Consider the following 18,542-nt stretch of genomic DNA (forward strand, 5'->3'; position numbering starts at 1 on the left):
GGGCCCCCCCGGCCGCCCCCCCCCCCCCCCCGCCGCGCCCGCCGCTCGCGAGCTATCGCCCCGGCCGCCCGGGGGGGGCGCTACCGCCCCCCCGGGGCCGGCCTCCCGCACCCCCGTAGCGGGAGCTATTCGGTCGCGATGGCGTTGAGGACGTTCATCCGGCCCGCCCGGAAGGCGGGCACGAGCGCCGCGAACAGGCCCACGAAGGCCGAGCCGATGAAGACGGTGATGATCGTCGGCCAGGGGATCTCCAGGACCTTCAGGCCCTCCAGGGCGAGCAGCTTCTGGGCCGTCGCTCCCCAGCCCATGCCGAGCCCGAGGCCGAGGAGCGCGCCGAAGAGCGCGATGACCACCGACTCCATGCGGATCATGCGGCGCAGCTGGCGGCGCGAGAGGCCGATCGCCCGCATCAGGCCGATCTCGCGGGTGCGCTCGACCACCGAGAGGGCGAGGGTGTTCACGACGCCCAGGATGGCGACGATGATCGCGAGGCCGAGCAGGCCGTAGACCATGTTCAGCATCTGGCCGACCTGGTCCTTCAGGGTCTGCTTGAAGTCGGTCTGGTCCATGACCTTGTACTGCGGGTAGTCGGCCATGGCGGCCTTCAGCGACTTGTACGCCGCGTCCTGCTGGCCCTTCTCCGCCTCGGCGAACATGATCTCGTTCGGCGGCATGCGGTCGGCGGGCAGGTACTTCTGGGCGGTCGTGAGGTTCACGTACATCGCGCCACCGTCGATCGTGGCGTCACTCGACGTGATGGCCCGGACCGTCATCTCGCCCGTCCTGCCGTGGTCGAAGGCGAGCTTCACCTTGTCGCCGACGGTGATGCCGTGGTCCTTGGCGAAGTCCTCGCCGACCGACATGGAGTCCGGCTTGTAGGCGTCGGTGAGCTTCCCGGCGACGGTCTCGCTGCGTACGTCCTGTGCGTACGTCGCGTCGGCGGCGCTCAGGCCGACCCCCTTCGCGGTCTTGCCGTTCGGAGCCGTCAGGTCCGCCTTGATGTCCTTGTACTCGGTGACGTGGGCGATGTGGTCGGACTTCTCCAGGGCCCGCGCGGCCTTCGGAGTGATCTGCTGGTTGCTGTTCGGCTGGATGATGAAGTCCGCGCCGACCGACTTGTCCAGCTCGTCCGTGGCGGAGGCGACCATCGAGGAGCCGACCACCGAGAGGCAGGCGACCAGGGCCAGGCCGATCATCAGGGCCGCGCCGGTGGCGCCGGTGCGGCGCGGGTTGCGCAGGGCGTTGCGCTCGGCCATCCGCCCGACGGGGCCGAACATCCGGAGCAGTACGACGCTGATGACGCGGACGACACCGTTGGCGAGGACCGGGCCGATGACGACGAACCCGATGAGCGTGAGGACCACGCCGCCGCCGAGGAAGAGCGAGCCCTCGCTCGCCTTGTCCGCCTGCGAGGCGGTGTAGAGGCCGAAGCCGCCCACGCCGGTGAGGACCAGGCCGATGAGCGCGCGCAGGGCGCTCGCCTTGCCGTCGGCCGGTGTCCCGGCGTCGCGCAGGGCGGCCATCGGGGAGACCTTGGCGGCGCGCCGGGCGGGGAGGTAGGCGGCGAGGACGGTGACGACGATCCCGAGGACCATGCCCACCACGGGAGTCGTCCACTTGACGGTGAGGTCCTGGGTGGACAGCTCCATGCCCATGCCGGACATGAGCTGCATCAGGCCGACGGCGAGTCCGACGCCCGCGCCGACACCGAGGACGGAGCCGAAGACGCCGAGCAGCAGCGCCTCGACGAGCACGGAGCGGTTGACCTGCTTGCGGCTCGATCCGATGGCGCGCATCAGGCCGATCTCGCGGGTGCGCTGGGCTACCAGCATCGAGAAGGTGTTGATGATGAGGAAGATGCCGACGAGGAAGGCGATTCCGGCGAAGCCGAGCATCGCGTACTTCATGACGTCCAGGAAGCTGCCGACACTCTCGCGGTCGTCGGCCGAGGTCTCCTTCTGCGTCTTGACCTGGTACGTGGAGGCGTCCGCGCCCATGGCCCCGCCGACCTCGCGCTTGAGCTCCGTGTCGCTGACGCCCGGCTCCGCGGTCACGTTGACGTGGGTGAACCGGCCGGTGGCGCCCAGGAGTTCGCGCTGTGCGGTGGCGGTGTCGAAGTAGACGATCGCGGCACCGGGGTTGGTGACCTTGAAGGTGGCGATGCCGGAGATCCTGGCGGTGTGGTCGCCGGTGACGGCGATGGTGCGCAGCTCGTCACCGATCTTGAGGTGGTGCTTGTCGGCTGTGTCGGCGTCGATCATCACCTCGGTGGGGCCACGCGGGCGGTGCCCTGAGGTGATGTCCATCGAACGCAGGTCGTTGTGCGTCCAGTTGCCGGCCAAGGTCGGGCCGCCGCTGGTCGGGCCGACGTTCTTGTTGTCGGAGTTGACGACGGTGACGCTCTCGCTGCTGACCGCGCCCTCGGCGGACCTGGCGCCGTCGGCCTTCTTCACCCGGTCGACGACCGATGCGGGTATCGACTCGGGCTTGCCCGTGCCGGGGCTGTCGCCGGGGTCCGTGGCGGACTTGGAGGAGACGGTGACGTCGGCGGACGTCGCGGCGAAGAGCTTGTCGAACGTCGTGTTCATCGTGTCGGAGAAGACGAGCGTGCCGCAGACGAACGCCACCGACAGGACGACGGCAACGGCGGAGAGCGCCATACGGCCCTTGTGCGCGAAGAAGTTGCGCATGGAGGTCTTGAGGACGGTCATGACGTACGCCCCCGCGCGTCGAAGTCCTTCATGCGGTCGAGGACGGACTCGGCGGTCGGCGCGTACATCTCGTCGACGATGCGGCCGTCCGCGAGGTAGAGGACGCGGTCCGCGTAGGAGGCCGCCACCGGGTCGTGCGTGACCATCACGATGGTCTGGCCCAGCTCGGTCACCGACTTGCGCAGGAAGCCCAACACCTCGGCCCCCGCACGGGAGTCGAGGTTCCCGGTCGGCTCGTCGCCGAAGATGATCTCGGGGCGGGCGGCGAGCGCGCGGGCCACGGCGACGCGCTGCTGCTGGCCGCCGGAGAGCTCGGTCGGGCGGTGCTTGAGGCGGCCCGCGAGGCCGACGGTCTCCACGACCTGGTCGAGCCAGGCGCGGTCGGGCTTGCGGCCCGCGATGTCCATCGGGAGCGTGATGTTCTCGAGGGCGTTGAGCGTCGGCAGGAGGTTGAACGCCTGGAAGATGAAGCCGATCCGGTCCCGGCGCAGCTGCGTGAGCTTCTTGTCCTTCAGGCCGGTGATCTCGGTCTCGTCGAGGTAGATCTGCCCGGCGGAGACGGTGTCGAGGCCCGCGAGGCAGTGCATCAGGGTCGACTTGCCGGAGCCGGAGGGACCCATGATCGCGGTGAACTGCCCGCGGGCGATGTCCACATCGATCTCGTCGAGCGCCACTACCCGGGTCTCCCCGGACCCGTACGCCTTCACGACCTGGCGCGCCCGTGCCACCACGGCCGTACGCCCTCCAGTGCCCCCGTGCCTGGGAATGGTTACAGCCGATGTCACGGTAAGTCTCCTAAGTCGGTAACGCGTTCAGTCAGGCGTGTTCGCCACGCATAAAGAGTCTGGTCGTCCGACGGGTCCTGCGCGCTGGTGCTCAGCGCAGTCTTCTGCTGGGGAAAACCCCACCCCCGAAGGTGTGGCTTGTCCGAACCGAGGCCTCCTGCGGCCCGCCCCCGTCGGCATAAAGCCAATCTAAGAAGCGGGCGGGGCCTTCTCGTCCTCCGGCAGTACGAACGGCCCCCGGTCCGTAGTACGGAGGATCCCTTAGGGGAACTCCACCTGCCGGTGGAGCCGTTCTCGGGGTCGCTCCACCCTCCTGCGGACGGGACACCGGCCCACCTGCCGGGATGCTCTCCACCCCTGCCCCGGAGGTACACCGGGTGAGAAGGTGGCCCGGAGTAAATAGATGCAGGGGGAAGGAATCTCGGTGGACGCGGACGGCACACCCTCGGGTTCGGACGACCGGCGGCGCCGCGGCCCCGTCGTCGCCGCCCTCATGCTCGCCATGGCGCTCGCCGCCCTGGACTCCACGATCGTCTCGACCGCCATCCCGCAGATCGTCGGCGACCTCGGCGGCTTCTCCGTCTTCTCCTGGCTCTTCTCCGGCTATCTGCTCGCCGTCACGGTCACCCTGCCCATCTACGGCAAGCTCTCCGACACCTTCGGCCGCAAGCCCGTGCTCATCGCGGGCAGCATCCTCTTCCTGCTCGGCTCGGCCCTGTGCGCGGTGGCCTGGAACATGGGGGCGCTCATCGCCTTCCGCGTCGTCCAGGGCCTGGGCGGCGGCGCGCTCCAGGGGACGGTGCAGACGCTCGCCGCCGACCTCTACCCGCTCAAGGAACGCCCCAAGATCCAGGCCAAGTTGTCCACCGTGTGGGCCACTTCGTCGATCGCGGGCCCGGCGCTGGGCGGTCTGATCGCCGCGTACGCCGACTGGCGCTGGATCTTCCTGATCAACCTGCCCATCGGCGCCGTGGCCCTCTGGCTGATCGTGCGCCACCTGCACGAGCCGCAGCGCGCGGCGGTCACCCGGGGGCGCGTCGACTGGGCGGGCGCGCTCACCGTCTTCGCCTGCGGCGGCGTCCTGCTCACCGCGCTCGTACAGGGCGGCGTCGCGTGGGGCTGGCTGTCGCCGCGGTCGCTCGCGCTGTTCGCGGGCGGACTGCTGCTCGCCGGAGCGGTCGTGGTCATCGAGCGGCGCGCGGCGGAGCCGATCATCCCCGGCTGGGTCTGGCGCAGGCGCACCATCGCGGCGGTCAATCTCGCCCTCGGCGCGCTCGGCCTCCTGATGGTGGCGCCGACGGTCTTCCTGCCGACGTACGCCCAGTCCGTGCTCGGCCTCGCGCCGATCGCCGCCGGGTTCGTGCTCTCCGTCATGACGCTGAGCTGGCCGGTCTCCGCCGCCCTGAGCCAGCACGTCTACCGCAGGCTCGGTTTCCGCGACACGGCGCTCATCGGCATCGGCGGGGCCGCCCTCTTCCTCTTCGCGTTCCCCCTCCTGCCCTACCCGGGGCAGGCCTGGCAGCCTGCCCTGATCATGCTGCTTCTCGGCGCGGCACTCGGGCTCTTCCAACTGCCGCTGATCGTCGGGGTGCAGTCCACCGTGGGCTGGTCCGAGCGCGGCACGGCCACCGCGTCCATCCTCTTCTGCCGCCAGATAGGCCAGACCCTGGGCGCCGCCCTCTTCGGCGCGATCGCCAACGGGGTCCTCACCTCGCGGCTCGGCGGCGCGGGCTCCCTGGACTCGGTGGCCCACGCTCTGGAGAACCCGGCCTCGGTCGCCGATCCCGAACGGCTGCGCCGGGCGGTCGACTCGGCGGTCGACACGGTGTACGTGGGGGCGGGGTGCGCGGCGGTCCTCGCGCTCCTCGTACTGGCGTTCCTGGCGCCTCGGCGGTTTCCGGTGATCGGGGTGCGGGGCCCGGAGGGCGGGGAAGCGGGAGCACCGGAGAACGGGGAGGTCGGAGCTTTGGAGAACGGGGAGGCCGGAGCCCCGGAGAAGGCCCTGGAGAACGGGGAGAACAGCGGGCCGACCCCGCTCGAACGCCCGGTGAACAGGTCGGCCGAATAGACCGACCAAGCAGTATGCGCAAAACCCTTCGCGGCTCTACTACTTACGAGTAACGTGCTCGATCCTCACCTCTCGCTCCCTGCGGTCCCGCTCCGGACCGACGCCGCGCAAGGAGAACCGGGTTGTCCTACCCTCACCAGCCCCAACACCCTCGCGACCCCCAACAACCGCACCCCGCTCAGCAACCGCACCACCTCCAACAACCAGGCCGCCTCCAACAACCAGGCCGCCAAGAACAACCGGGCCGCCTTCAACAACCGAACGACCCCCCACAGCCCCGGCACCCCCACCACGCGTACCACCCCCACCTCCCCCCGTACGACTCGTCCCCCTCCTATCCCACCTACCCCTGGCAACCCGTCGCCCCCGCACCACCCCCGCCACGCCCCAGGCTCCCCCGCCACCCCGCACTCGGCCGCCACAGCGACCTGCGCCACCTGCGCAGCGCCTACCGCTGGCAGCGCCGCGTCGCCACCCTCGCCGCGCTCGGCTACTTCACGCTCTTCCTGATCCTCTCCGCCTTCGCCCCGTCCCTGATGACGGACACGGTCACCGGCGGACTCTCCACCGGCCTGCTGCTCGGCCTCTGCCAGGTCCCCGTCACCCTGATCGCGATAGCGCTGTACGAGTTCACGGCCCGCCTCCGGGTCGACCCGATGGCCGAACGGCTGCGCAAACTGGCGGAGTTGGAGGCCAACAGGTGATCTCGGGCAGCACGCCGACGAGCCCCGCCGTCACACTCGCCACCGACTCGGCACAGGCCATGTCCCTGGTGGCGTTCACCGCCGTCGTCACCCTCACCCTGCTCCTGTGCGTGATGACGGGCCCCGACCGCGACAACCTCGGCGAGTTCTACGCCGGCTACGGCTCCCTCTCCCCGATGCGCAACGGCCTGGCCATCGCGGGCGACTACATCTCGGCGGCGACCGTGCTCGGCACGGGCGGAGTCATCGCGCTCCTCGGGTACGACGGGGTCGTCCTGGCCCTGAGCACGGCCCTGTCCCTGATGCTGCTGATGTTCCTGCTGGCCGAACCCCTGCGCAACGCGGGCCAGTTCACCATGGGCGACGTACTGGCCCGCCGGATGCCCGGCCGCGCCGTACGGATCACGGCGTGCGCGGCGACGCTCGCCGCGCTGATCCCGCTCATGCTGGTGCAGCTCGCGGGCGCGGGAGATCTGCTCTCCTTCATCCTCGGTTTCTCCGGCGAAGGAGTGAAGACGGGCTGCGTCGTCGCACTCGGCGCGCTCATGATCAGCTACGCGGCGATCGGCGGCATGAAGGGCACCGCCCTCATCCAGATCCTGAAGATCGTGATGCTGCTCGGCTCCGGAGTGGTCATCGCCGCCCTGATCCTGCGCCGCTTCGACTGGGACCCGGGCGCGCTGCTCGCCGCCGCGGAGCAGGGCAGCGGGGCCGGCCCGGCCTTCCTCCAGTCCGGGCTTCAGTTCCAGGGCGGCCCCAACCCCCGTCTGGACATGATCAGTTCGGAACTGACGGTGGTACTGGGCGGCGCCTGTCTGCCGCACGTCACGATGCGGATGTACACGGCGCGCAGCGCGCGCGAGGTGCGCCGCTCGATGTCCTGGGCGGTGTCGTCGGTGGCGCTCTTCGTCCTCGTCATCGCGATCGTCGGCTTCGGCGCGACGGCGATGGTCGGACGGGCGGCGATCGCGCGGGCGGACCCGCAGGGCAACACGGCGTACTTGCTGGGCTCAAGGGCGGTGTTCGGGGCGAACGCGTCGACTGCGCAGACCCTCCTCTTCACGACGGTCACCACAGCGATCTTCCTGACCCTGCTCGCCTCGGTCGCCGGAATGATCCTGGCCTGCGCCAACTCCCTGGCGCACGACGTCTTCGCGCATCAGCGCAGGGAGATCACCCCGCGCCGCGAGATGGCACTGGCCCGCGTATCGGCGCTCGCCATAGGAGGCCTGGCGATCGTCCTCGCGGTCATGGTGCAGCACCGCAATCTGCAGCCGCTGGTCACACTCTCCTTCTGCCTGGGCGCGTCGGCACTCGCCCCGGCGCTCGTCTACAGCCTCTTCTGGCGCCGCTACACCCGCAGAGGCCTCCTGTGGACCCTGATCGGCGGCACCCTCGGCTCCATCATCCTCATGACAGGCACCAACCTGGTCTCGGGCGCCCCCACTTCGGCGTTCCCGAACCACGACTTCAACTGGTTCCCCTTCACCACCACAGGCCTCGCGTCCATCCCCCTCGGCTTCTTCCTGGGCTGGCTCGGCACGGTGTCCTCGGGCCCACGGGAGTCGGAGGAACAGCGCAGGCGGTACGAGGCGGTGGAGGGCTGGATCCTGGCGGGGGTGACGAGGAGGTAGGTCAGCCCCCTAGGGGGCACCCTCGGCGGTCGCCCGCCCGGTCAGCGCGGCGAGGCTGCTGCGCACATGCTCCATGTGCCCCCGCACCTCGTCCCACTCCTCCCCGTGCTCCCGCAGCATCCGCTCGGTCTCCCGGGCGATGCCCTCGTCCCGCGCACGCGCCGCGGCAAGCAGCTCGGCGCCCCGCGCCTCCGCGTCCTCCTGCCCGTGCCGGGCGGACTCCTCCGCCTCGACCGAAGCCCGCCTCGCCTCGGAGAGGCGGGCCTGAGCGGCGGCCACGCGCGCGGCCTCCCAGGCCTCCACCTCCGCTTCCCGCGCGGCGATCTCCGCCTCGGCGGCCGCCCAGCGCTCGGCGTGCTCCTTCTCCTGCTCCTCCAGGAGCGCGGCACCGCGCTCCCGCGTCTCCCGCAGCGCGGCAAGGGCCTCGCCCCGCCACTCCTTCACGTCACGGCGGGCCGCGATCCGCGACTCGTCCGCGGTGGCCCGGCAGGCGAGCAGCCGCTGCCTGGCCCGCTCGTCCGCCTCGCCCAGCACCTCGTCGGCGTACGCGCGAGCGGCCTCACGGACCTCCCGCGCCTCCGCGTCGGCCGCCTCCGTCACGCGCCGCACATCGGCCTCGGCCGTCGTCCGTACGGCGGCGGCCTCCTCCTCACCCAGGGCGAGGATGTTCCGCGCGCGCTCACTCAACGTCTCGTACGTCTGAGGCGCGAGCCGCGACACCACGTCCCGCAGCCGCTCCGCCTCCGCCTCCATCTCCTTGGCGAGGACAGTGAGGCGGGCGGCACGCTCCCACGCGCCGTCGCGGTCCTGGGACAGATCGAGGGCGTACGCGTCCACCTGCTCGGGACGGTAGCCACGCCCGCGCACGGCGACGAAACCGTGCTCCGAGGCCGTTGCACCGCTGCTCATCCTTGAATCCCTCCTCCGACGCACCACGCGCGTACTACGCGATTGGCGCACATCTTGATGGATCAAGCCGAAGTGCTCATACCGCGACACTCCGCGCATCTCATCTGCTCAAGGATGCGCCATTTGCAGCCAGAAGCCGGAATCGGGTCGATCGGGTCGCCCCATCGTCGCGCCCCGGCTCCTGAACCACGTCGAAAAACGGACGAGGCGCCCGGCCCCCACAGGGCCGAGCGCCTCACGATGCGTACGTCGCCTCCGCCGGGGCCGATCAGAGCAGGCCGTCCCACATCTGCTCGAGCAGCACCGACCACCAGCTCTCCGGCGACGCGAGCGCCGCCGGGTCGAGCGCCGCAAGCTGGCCCTGGAAGTCGACGGTCCAGCGGCCCGCCTGCTCCTGGTTGAGCCCGAAGCGCAGCCGCCACATGCGGCCGAGCAGCGCCAGGCAGCGCGCGAACTCGGGCAGACCCGTGTTCACGAACTGCGGCGGCACCGGAGCACCGCCGGGACCTGCCTCCACGGGCACGGCGACGATGTTCGCCGTGCCGTACTGGACGCAGATCGCGCGGCCGAAGTCACTGCCCATGACGAGGTACGAGCCCGCGTCCGACGCGGCCTGCACCCCGCGCTCCTGCGCCGTCTCGGCGAGGGTCGGCACCGGGCGCCCCGGCTGGGCCTGCGCCCAGAAGAACGGCCCGAAGTCGATGGGCAGACCCGCCACGACGAGCGTGTGCGCCACGAGGTCGGGCACGCCCTGCCGGGAGACCGCCCGCTGGTCGAAGCGGAAGATGCCCGGCCTGAACGCGCCCGCCAGTTCCTGCGCCACACCCTCCGGCGGGATCGGCGGCGCGGGCTGCACCTGCGGCAGCGGCGCCCGCACCGGAGCGGGGCGCGCGGGACCGTCCGCGACCTGGTGCAGCTCGCCCTGGTGCGCGATGAGCTGCTGCATGCCGCCCTGCCGGGACGCGTGGTCCCTGCCGTACGGGGCGATGCTCGTGATCCGCGCCTGCGGCCACGTCTCACGGATCATGCGGGCGCAGTACGCGCCGGGCAGCTCGCAGGACTCCAGCTCCGTGTGGAGTTCGAGCACCTGCTGCGGCGGCACGTTCATGCCGCGCAGCTCGTGCAGGATCTGCCACTCCGGGTGCGGCGTTCCGGGCGCCGAGCGGCGGATGAGCTGCTGCTCGGAGCCGTCCTGCGCGCGGTAGCGCAGGACGGCCTGGTAGCCGGGGCCGACGGTCGGCTGCCCCGTGGGCGGCTGCGGGTAGCCGTAGGGCCGGCCCGCGGCGGGCGGCGGCATGCCCGGAGCGCCCTGGGGGGCGCCCGGCCCCTGCGGCGGCATGGGTGCGCCGGGACCGCCGACCGCGGGTCCGGCCAGCATGGTCGCGGCGTGGTGGACGCCACCGCCGCCGGTACCGGGGGCGCCGGGCGCGCCGGGGGGCTGGGGCGCGCCGGGAGCACCAGGGGCACCGGGCGGACCGGGAGGCTGCGGGGCGCCGGGAGCGCCAGGCGGCTTGATGCCACCGGGGCCACCCAGGCTCGGGTCGGCCAGCATCGTCGCGGCATGGTGGACACCGCCGCCGGGAGGCGTACCCGGAGCGCCGGGCGGGCCGGGAGGCTGGGGCGCGCCGGGAACACCGGGCGGGCCGGGAGGCTGCGGGGCACCGGGAGCGCCGGGCGGCTTGATGCCACCGGGGCCGCCCAGGCTCGGGTCGGCCAGCATCGTCGCGGCATGGTGGACACCGCCACCGGGAGGCGGAGTGCCGGGAGGCTGGGGCGCGCCCGGAGCCGCGGGCGGCTGAGGTCCGTCGGGGCCGAGCGACGAGACGAGCTGCGTCGGGACGTAACCGCCCGCCGGAGTGCCCGGAACACCGGGCCCGGACGGCGGCGGCGTACTCCCCGGGTGCACACCGGGAGTCCCCGGCGCGCTGGGAGGCGGCGGTGTGCCCGCGCCGCCACCACGGGCGCCACGCGGCGGCGACTGCGCCTTGCTTGTCGCGGCGTCGGCGATGTCGCCCGCGCCAGGGGGCACGGAGCGCTGAGGCTGAGCGGCGGCGGGGCCAGGACCCTGCGGGTAGCCGTACGCGGCCGGATCCGGGGCGCTCACGCCAGGAGGCGGCGGCAGGTTCACCGCGGAACCGGCGGGCGGCGGGGGCAGGTTCGGCCCCGGAGCCGCCGGGGGCTGCGCGCCGGGACCCTGCGGATAGCCGTACGCGGCCGGGTCGGGAACACCGGCGCCCGGGGGCGGCGGCGTGCTCGACCCGTCGTACGCGGGTGCCACCGTCGTCGACGGAAGGCCGCTGCCGCGCTGCATGAGCGCGGTCTTGGCCTCCGGCGCCACACCGGGCGGCGGGGTGTCGTCATCGTCGCCGCCGACCAGCGGCGGCGCGAACACCGTCGCGGGCGCCGGTACCGAACGGTCGTCGCCGTTGTCCGCGTTGGTGTCCGTACCGGCCCACGGGGTGGCCCCCGCGGGCGCACTCGACGCCCCGGCCGCGGGCCACGGCGTACCGCCGCCGGGCGCTTCGGGAGCGGCGGAGGCGGCGGGAGCCACGGGTGCCGCGGGCGCGGCGGGCGGCGCAGGAGCCGCGGGTGCCGCGGGAGCACCCGGCACCGACGCGTCCGAAGAAGCCGACCCCCGCGTCGAATCCGCCCGGCGATCGGGAATGCCCAGCTTGTCCGCCGCCTCCTGGAGCCACTCGGGAGGGCTCAACAGGAACGACGTCTGATTCAGGTCGACCCGCTCGGGCGGGGCCGGAGTCGAATCCTCCGGCGCCACGTCCGGGGCGCCGTACTCCTCTTCGTACCGGCGGATCACCTCACCGACCGGCAGGCCCGGCCAGAGCGTGGCCTCACCGCTGTCCCGCGCGATGACGAGCCGCTGACGGCCGCCGTCGGACACCGGACCGCTCTCACGGTCCTCCGCCCATACGACGAAGCCGAGCTCGAACTCCCGCACCCGCACCTCGCGATGCTGGTAGCCGGGCACATCGGCGTTGATCCACTCCTCGGCGCGCTCCTGCGCCTGCGCGAAGGTCACCATCGACAAGTCACTCCCCCACCGGGACGGCGCGCGCGAAGCCACCGTCCACCATCAGGTTCGCCACGGTCTCCAACTCCGGCGGGTTACCCGCGAGCCGGGACAAGAACGCGTCGAAGTCGTCACCGCACGGCAGCAGCAGCCGCTGCACCCGCTCGGCGGGCGCCCAGGAGGCCGCCTCCGAGACGTCCCGCGCGTCGTCGTACGCGCAGAACCACACCGACCCGATCCGATCACCCTTGACCTTCACGGCGAGAATGCCGCCCTGCACGAACCCAACTCCCAGGTAATCCTTGGTGAGATGGTCGCGCAGGCATTTGTTCACGTACACCAGATCGTTGACCGCGGCCTCGTCCCGCACCGTGAAGAACGGCTGGTCGATCAGGAGACCGAGCTCCGCGTCGAGCGCCGTACCCACCGGCGCGCAACCGCCCGCCGCCTTCAGGAAAGAACGGTAGGCGCCGGGCAGCCGGTAGCCAAGCTCCTCCTCGGCACCGAGGACCTCCTGCTCGGTCACCGCGACCGCCGACTTCGGCAGCGCGAGATGCGCCGGCCGGGTCTCCTGGAGCGGGCGCGTGCCCCTCTTGTTCTGGTCGACCGGCGTCGTGGCGAGCCCGCCGTGATGCCGAAGGAGCGCCTTCACCTCCACCGGGACCAGCTCCAGGCGCCTGCCGCCCCGCACGTGGTGCCAGGTCCAGCCGTGCGGGGTCGCCACCGGCGGAATCGTGTCCCACAGGTCATGATCCGCCGCGGCCATCGCCGCGTTCGCGGAGACGTAGTCCGTCAGGCGCAGCTCGTCGACGCCGAAACCCTCCGGGGGCTCGGCGATCTCGGCGGCCGCGCGCGCGTAGGCCGAGAAGTCCGGATAGCCGTGCTCGTCCACGCGCACGCCTCTGGGATGGCGCGTGGCCCGGACCGGATCCGGAAAGTGCACGAGCTGCCCGGCGTAGGCCGCGTTCGGCGGCGCGGCTTGCTGCCCCAGCCGACCTGTCGTCATGGCGGTTGCCCCCTGCGGCACTGTTAATGGTTCTGCGGATCGCTGTACATGAATGGTGCGTACCTCGTCCTGCGTTCCGCGGTCTGCGGATGTCGACAGCCTATGCGCAAGGACGACACCGGTCACCGGGCCTCCAGTTCCATGACCAGCAGCCACCGGGCCGTCACCGTGCGACGAAAACCGGGCGTGTCGCGGTGCCCCAGCTTCCGCACCACCCGCCCCATTTGACAGGCTGTCCCCGCAACGCGGGGGCGTGGCACACGCGGTCACACCGCGAGTTGCGGGGAGGGAAGCACCACCATGCACACGGCTCAGACCGGTACGGACGGCCGCACGGCGGCCACGACGGCGCCCTCGGCGATCACCGAGAACCCCGTCGACGCGGGGGATCCCCGCGTCGGCTGGAGCAGCGCGTCCGCGCACGCGCCCACGCTGCGCCAGCGTCGCGACGGCATACTTCCCACCGTCGCCGCCGCGCTCTCCGTACGCGGCGCGACGCTCACCTGTACCGCGGGGCGCGGCGAGGAACCTCCCGCTCTGCACCCACTCGTACAGGATTTCCTCGACACCCTCACAAGCGGCCAGCGCGAGCGCTTCACCGGGCGGTGCGCCGAAGCCATCCTCATCTCACGCCACCTCACGGCCGCCGACGGCAGCCGCTCCAAACGCGCGGCACGAAAACCCATGACCAACGGCGAAGCCCGCAAAGCGCTCAAACACGCCAAACTCACCACCCGTCGCATCCGCGAGGACGGCGACCCCCTGCACGGCGGATTCGCCCGCCCCTGCCGCTCCTGCACCGCCCTCACAGCGCACTTCGGCGTACGGATCGTGGACCCCACGACACCGGAATCCTGACTCCCGCCGAACCGCGCACCCAAGCCACGAACCGCTACGAGGGCCCCCATGCACCCGGAACACACGGAACACACGGAACAGCGCACCGAGCACCCCGCACACCCCACCACGGCCGCCGCGACGCCCCGCTTCCCCGTCCCGATCGACGCCGCCCTGCGGGCCGCGGGCTGGCGCCCCGGACGCTGGGACATAAAGCAGGCCGAGATCTGGGCCGACGTCCTGCGCGGCCACACCTCACCCGCCGGACACCAGCACGCCGTCTTCCCCGCCGCCGTCGAGGCGTGGGCCGAGTTCGGCGGACTGCACATCACCCCGCAGGGCCCCGGCCGCCACATAGCGCCCGCCACCGTCCACCTGGACCCCCTGTACGGCCTCCACCTGGCCCGCACCCTCGGCGACCTGGGCCGCGCCCTGGACACCGAGGTCTGCCCCATAGGAGAAGAGACCGAGACCCAGGCACTCCTGGCGATCGACGCCGAAGGCCGCGTCTACAGCCTCGACCACAGCGGCGACTGGTACCTCGGCTCCCACATCGACGAGGCCCTCGCCACGCTGGCATCGGGCACACGGCCGGAGCGCCTGAAAGCAGGCTGAAGGCTGAAGGCGGAGGCCGGTCTCAGAGCTGAGAGCTGAGATCTGAGAGCTGAGACCTGAGAGCTGAGATCTCAGGCCCAAGGCCCAAGGCCTAAGCCTCAGCGACGACGGCAGCCGCGGGAAGGACCGCCGACACCCGGAAACCACCCGCGTCCGTCGGCCCCGACACAAACACCCCGCCCAGCGCGACGACACGTTCCTTCATGCCCACCAGACCGTTGCCCCCACTGGGCAACCGCGCGTCCCCCGGGCCCGCCTCCGGCGGCGGCTCGTTCTCCACCTGCATCGCGATCTCCGCACCCCGGTGCGCGAGCCGGACATACGTCTTGGCGCCCGCGGCGTGCTTGTGCACGTTGGTCAACGCCTCCTGAACCACGCGATACGCGGTCTGCTCCACGTCCGCCGCGTACTCACGGGACTCGCCCTCCACGGACAGCGCGACCGCCATCCCCGCCGCACGCGACTGCCCCACCAGCTCGTCGAGCTCCGCCAGGCACGGCCCGTCCTCGTCCACCGCACGCGAGGCGGCAGCCGCCGCGGCGAACCCCACGGCCGCCAGCGGCAGCGCGTCGGAGACCGAACCGTGCCGACCGCCCGCCGCGGGCCTGGACTCCCCATTGCGCAGCACACCGAGCATCTCGCGCAGCTCCGTCAGCGCCTGCCGACCCATGTCACCCACCAGAGCGGCGTTCTTCACGGCCTTCTCCGGATCCTTCCTCGCCACGGCCTGCAAGGCGGCCGCATGCACGACCATCAGACTCACCCGATGCGCGACGACGTCATGCATCTCCCGCGCGATCCGGGTCCGCTCCTCATTACGCGCCCACTCCGCACGCTCCTCGGCCCGCTCGGCGAGCAACTGCAACTCGCGCTCCAGGCTGTCGGCACGCTCCCGAAGACTCTCCATGAGCCGCCGCCGCGCCCCGACATACAGCCCGAGCAGAATCGGCGGCGCGGTCAGACCGATGGAGGTGGTGATCGCGATGAACGGTATGAACCCCTCCGCGAACCCCAGATCCCCGCTCCTCATGTCCTGCCGTGTCCGTACCAGCGTGACGATGAGCGTCCCGAGCAGCGACATACCGGCGAGCGACCCGATGATCCGCCGGGGCAACTCGGACGCGGCCAGCGTGTACAGCCCCACGATGGTCAGGAAGACCCCCATCTGGGCAGGCGTGATCGCGATCGCGATCAACACCACGGCGATCGGCCACCGGCGCCGCAGCACCAGCGACAGCCCGGCGAGCACCCCGAACCCCACACCCACCGCCGCGGGAATCCCCGTATCCCCCGCGAACGCGATCCCCTCGGCCCCGCACTCCACCGCAGAGGCCAGCGCGAGCCCCACATCAAGCACGGCGCTACGCCGCCGCTCCCACCACCACGGGCCGGTCACGGCCGTGGTGTGCTTCTCCCCCGTCGTGGTCATGCCGTCCAGCCTACGGGCGACAAGCCCTCCTTTTCCGGCGAGTTTCCGGCCCGGTGATCGAACACACGCGCTGGCCGTGACCAAACGAAACGCCCCGAAATCCCTCGAACTGCTTAACCACTCACCGTTCGCGGCCGGAGGTCCGCATTCCGGACGAGGGTCGTCGCATGACGGAAATCACGGGCAAGTACGCCGACTTCGAGGGGCTGCGGGAGCGGGCGATCGCGCTGCGGCGGGAGGGGCTGAGCCTTCGGCAGATCAGGGATGAGCTGAAGGTCTTCAACAACGACATCCTGAACCGGCTGGTGCAGGGCGAGCCGCAGCCGGAGTGGACGAAGCGACCGAACGCGAAGGACGACCTGAGAGAGCGGGCGCGGGAGCTGCGGCTCCAAGGCCTGACCTACGACCAGATCCAGGTGGAGCTGGGGTGCTCGAAGAGTTCGATCTCGTTGTGGGTGCGGGATCTGCCGAAGCCTGAGCCTCGCTACACGCCGGAAGAGCAGCAGGCACTCATGCGGGAGGGGCTCACGAAGCTCCGCTCCGAGCAGGACGGCAAGCGCAAGGCCACGAAGCAAGCGGCCAGCAAGGAGATCGGCGAGCTGAGCGATCGCGAGCTGTTTGTCCTGGGGGTCGGCCTCTATTGGGCGGAGGGACAGAAGAGCAAGCCGTACGCACGCCGCGAGAGCGTCATCTTCGTCAACAGCGACCCGGATATGATCCGTGTCTACCTTGCCTGGCTCGACCTGCTCGGGATCGCAGCGGAACGCCTGGACTACCGGGTCATGATCCACGAGTCCGCCGACGTGGCCGCCGCAGAGCAGTACTGGGCCGACATAGTTGAGGTCGACGCCTCCACCTTCCAGCGGACGACCCTGAAGAAGCACAACCCGAACACCGTCCGGAAGAACACTGGCGATGACTACCGAGGTTGCCTCGTGATCAAAGTTCGGCAGGGAGCCGATTTGTACTGCCGCATTGAGGGTTGGTGGAAGGGGATCGTGACAGACGCCGCGACTCGGCTCGGGTAAGGTCTGAGGCGCTGTCCCCCGTGGTGTAACTGGCAGCACACTAGTTTTTGGTACTAGTAGGACAAGGTTCGAATCCTTGCGGGGGAGCCACGGCTCACGAGCCTTCTGTTCGGGTCCTGACTGCAAGGTCAGGACCCGCACTCATTTCCGCCCCACAACGCCCCGGTATCCTGCGGATGTCCACTCCCCGCACATCCGAAGCCGAAGGGCACCCCCGTGAGCGCCAACAGCCCGGCAGCCGTCGTCGTCCTCGCAGCGGGTGAGGGCACCCGCATGAAGTCGGCCACCCCCAAGGTCCTGCATGAGATCTGCGGGCGTTCCCTCATCGGGCATGTGCTCGAAGCCGCGTACGCACTGAGCCCCGAGCGGCTCGTCACCGTCGTCGGCTTCGCGCGCGAGAAGGTCGTCGCGCATCTCGGGACCATCGCCCCTGACGTGCGCACCGCGTACCAGAGCGAGCAGAAGGGCACCGGTCACGCCGTCCGTATCGGTCTCGACGAGCTCGGCGGCGCCCTGGACGGGACCGTCATCGTCGTCTGCGGCGACACCCCGCTGCTGACCGGTGCGACCCTGCGGAAGCTGGCCGCGACGCACACCGAGGACGGCAACGCCGTGACGGTGCTGACCGCCGAGGTCCCGGACGCGACCGGCTACGGCCGCATCGTGCGGGACGGCGAGAGCGGCGCCGTGACCGGCATCGTCGAGCACAAGGACGCCACCGAGGCGCAGCGCGCGATCCGTGAGATCAACTCCGGCGTTTTCGCGTTCGACGGGCAGCTGCTCGCGAAGGCCCTCGGCAAGGTGCGTACGGACAACAGTCAGGGCGAGGAGTACCTGACCGATGTTCTGGGGATCCTCCGTGAGGCGGGGCATCGGGTGGGGGCGGCTGTCACCCGTGACCACCAGGAGATCGCGGGGATCAACAACCGCGTACAACTGGCCGAGGCCCGCCGTACCTTGAACGACCGCCTGCTGACCGAGGCCATGCTGGCGGGTGTCACGGTCGTGGATCCGGCGTCGACGTGGATCGACGCGACGGTGACGTACGAGCAGGATGCCCTGGTGCACCCGGGGACGCAGCTCCAGGGCGACACGCATCTCGGTGAGGGTGCCGAGGTCGGGCCCAACACCCGCCTGCGGAACACCAAGGTGGGTGCGGGGGCGCGCGTGGACAACACGGTCGCGTACGACTCCGAGGTCGGGGAGCAGGCGAGCGTCGGTCCGTACGCGTATCTGCGGCCGGGCACGCGGCTCGGTGTGAAGGCCAAGGCGGGCACGTACGTGGAGATGAAGAACGCGACGATCGGTGAGGGCTCGAAGGTTCCGCATCTGTCGTACGTGGGTGACGCGACGATCGGTGATTTCACCAACATCGGCGCTGCGAGCGTCTTTGTGAACTACGACGGCGAGGCGAAGCACCACACGACGGTGGGGTCGCACTGCAAGACCGGTTCGGACAACATGTTTGTGGCTCCTGTCACTGTCGGGGACGGCGCTTATACGGCGGCGGGTTCGGTCATCACGAAGGATGTTCCGGCCGGTTCGCTGGCTGTGGCCCGTGGCCAGCAACGGAATATCGAGGGTTGGGTGGCGCGCAAGCGTCCGGGGAGTCCGGCGGCGAGGGCTGCGGAGTCGGCGTCCGGGGAGTCCAGGATTTCGGATGGCGGAAGCTGACCGGAAACAGGTGCGTCGGACACGGCGTACCGTGATAGATGCACACCATTTCGGCCGGCTCAGCGCAGCGGAACGCAATTTTCCGGAGCGTGCGGGGACGGCAGCGGGAAGAAC

At 71.0% G+C, this 18,542-nt stretch carries 13 protein-coding genes and 1 tRNA gene; 8 read left to right on the forward strand and 6 right to left on the reverse strand.

The features are described from left to right. Window positions 1-125 precede the first annotated feature (125 nt). Window positions 126-2,711, reverse strand: coding sequence for an ABC transporter permease (locus ACFVXC_RS13090; protein WP_389904691.1), 2,586 nt, complete (start codon window positions 2,709-2,711; stop codon window positions 126-128). After that, window positions 2,708-3,496, reverse strand: a complete 789-nt coding sequence (locus ACFVXC_RS13095; RefSeq protein ID WP_389904692.1) for an ABC transporter ATP-binding protein — start codon at window positions 3,494-3,496, stop codon at window positions 2,708-2,710. The genes ACFVXC_RS13090 and ACFVXC_RS13095 overlap by 4 nt, the downstream gene beginning before the upstream one ends. A gap of 403 nt (window positions 3,497-3,899) precedes the next feature. Here ACFVXC_RS13095 and ACFVXC_RS13100 point away from each other — a divergent pair, with 403 nt between their 5' ends. The 3 genes from ACFVXC_RS13100 to ACFVXC_RS13110 all read left to right on the forward strand — a co-directional run bounded on the left by ACFVXC_RS13100 (window position 3,900) and on the right by ACFVXC_RS13110 (window position 7,902). Continuing rightward, on the forward strand, window positions 3,900-5,564 hold the full coding sequence (locus ACFVXC_RS13100) for an MFS transporter (protein WP_389904693.1): 1,665 nt from the start codon (window positions 3,900-3,902) through the stop codon (window positions 5,562-5,564). Window positions 5,565-5,686: 122 nt separating this feature from the next. Next, the gene (locus ACFVXC_RS13105; RefSeq protein WP_389904694.1) at window positions 5,687-6,268 is read left to right on the forward strand and encodes a DUF485 domain-containing protein; all 582 of its coding nucleotides are present in this window, start codon (window positions 5,687-5,689) and stop codon (window positions 6,266-6,268) included. Between the two features lie 59 nt (window positions 6,269-6,327). Next, a complete protein-coding gene (locus tag ACFVXC_RS13110) occupies window positions 6,328-7,902 on the forward strand; it encodes a cation acetate symporter (protein ID WP_389905284.1) in 1,575 nt (524 codons plus the stop codon). A gap of 9 nt (window positions 7,903-7,911) precedes the next feature. Here ACFVXC_RS13110 and ACFVXC_RS13115 read toward each other — a convergent pair whose 3' ends face one another. From ACFVXC_RS13115 to ACFVXC_RS13125, 3 genes are all read right to left on the reverse strand, one after another. Further along, window positions 7,912-8,811, reverse strand: a complete 900-nt coding sequence (locus ACFVXC_RS13115; protein ID WP_389904696.1) for a cellulose-binding protein — start codon at window positions 8,809-8,811, stop codon at window positions 7,912-7,914. A 268-nt stretch (window positions 8,812-9,079) separates the two neighbouring features. Further along, window positions 9,080-11,851, reverse strand: coding sequence for an SUKH-4 family immunity protein (locus ACFVXC_RS13120; RefSeq protein ID WP_389904698.1), 2,772 nt, complete (start codon window positions 11,849-11,851; stop codon window positions 9,080-9,082). Window positions 11,852-11,858: 7 nt separating this feature from the next. Then, a complete protein-coding gene (locus tag ACFVXC_RS13125; protein WP_389904700.1) occupies window positions 11,859-12,845 on the reverse strand; it encodes an HNH endonuclease in 987 nt (328 codons plus the stop codon). A gap of 300 nt (window positions 12,846-13,145) precedes the next feature. Between ACFVXC_RS13125 and ACFVXC_RS13130 the strand changes: the two genes are divergently transcribed. Together ACFVXC_RS13130 and ACFVXC_RS13135 are read left to right on the forward strand one after the other, a co-directional pair. Beyond that, the gene (locus ACFVXC_RS13130; protein WP_389904702.1) at window positions 13,146-13,703 is read left to right on the forward strand and encodes a YwqJ-related putative deaminase; all 558 of its coding nucleotides are present in this window, start codon (window positions 13,146-13,148) and stop codon (window positions 13,701-13,703) included. Window positions 13,704-13,751: 48 nt separating this feature from the next. Then, window positions 13,752-14,297: an SUKH-3 domain-containing protein gene (locus ACFVXC_RS13135; RefSeq protein WP_389904704.1), complete on the forward strand. Its 546-nt coding sequence runs from the start codon at window positions 13,752-13,754 to the stop codon at window positions 14,295-14,297. Window positions 14,298-14,388: 91 nt separating this feature from the next. Here the strand turns inward: ACFVXC_RS13135 and ACFVXC_RS13140 are convergent, their stop codons facing one another. Then, a complete protein-coding gene (locus ACFVXC_RS13140; RefSeq protein WP_389904706.1) occupies window positions 14,389-15,726 on the reverse strand; it encodes a sensor histidine kinase in 1,338 nt (445 codons plus the stop codon). Between the two features lie 167 nt (window positions 15,727-15,893). On the opposite strand from ACFVXC_RS13140, the gene ACFVXC_RS13145 reads away from it, so the two are divergent. The 3 genes from ACFVXC_RS13145 to glmU all read left to right on the forward strand — a co-directional run bounded on the left by ACFVXC_RS13145 (window position 15,894) and on the right by glmU (window position 18,428). Continuing rightward, a complete protein-coding gene (locus ACFVXC_RS13145; protein ID WP_389904709.1) occupies window positions 15,894-16,754 on the forward strand; it encodes a hypothetical protein in 861 nt (286 codons plus the stop codon). 14 nt (window positions 16,755-16,768) lie between these two features. Further along, a tRNA-Gln gene (locus ACFVXC_RS13150) sits at window positions 16,769-16,844 on the forward strand. A 126-nt stretch (window positions 16,845-16,970) separates the two neighbouring features. Beyond that, the gene (gene glmU, locus ACFVXC_RS13155; RefSeq protein ID WP_389904712.1) at window positions 16,971-18,428 is read left to right on the forward strand and encodes a bifunctional UDP-N-acetylglucosamine diphosphorylase/glucosamine-1-phosphate N-acetyltransferase GlmU; all 1,458 of its coding nucleotides are present in this window, start codon (window positions 16,971-16,973) and stop codon (window positions 18,426-18,428) included. The last annotated feature ends 114 nt before the right edge of the window (window positions 18,429-18,542 follow it).

It is taken from the genome of Streptomyces sp. NPDC058257, assembly GCF_042881845.1.
In the GTDB taxonomy this organism is placed as follows: Bacteria; Actinomycetota; Actinomycetes; order Streptomycetales; family Streptomycetaceae; genus Streptomyces.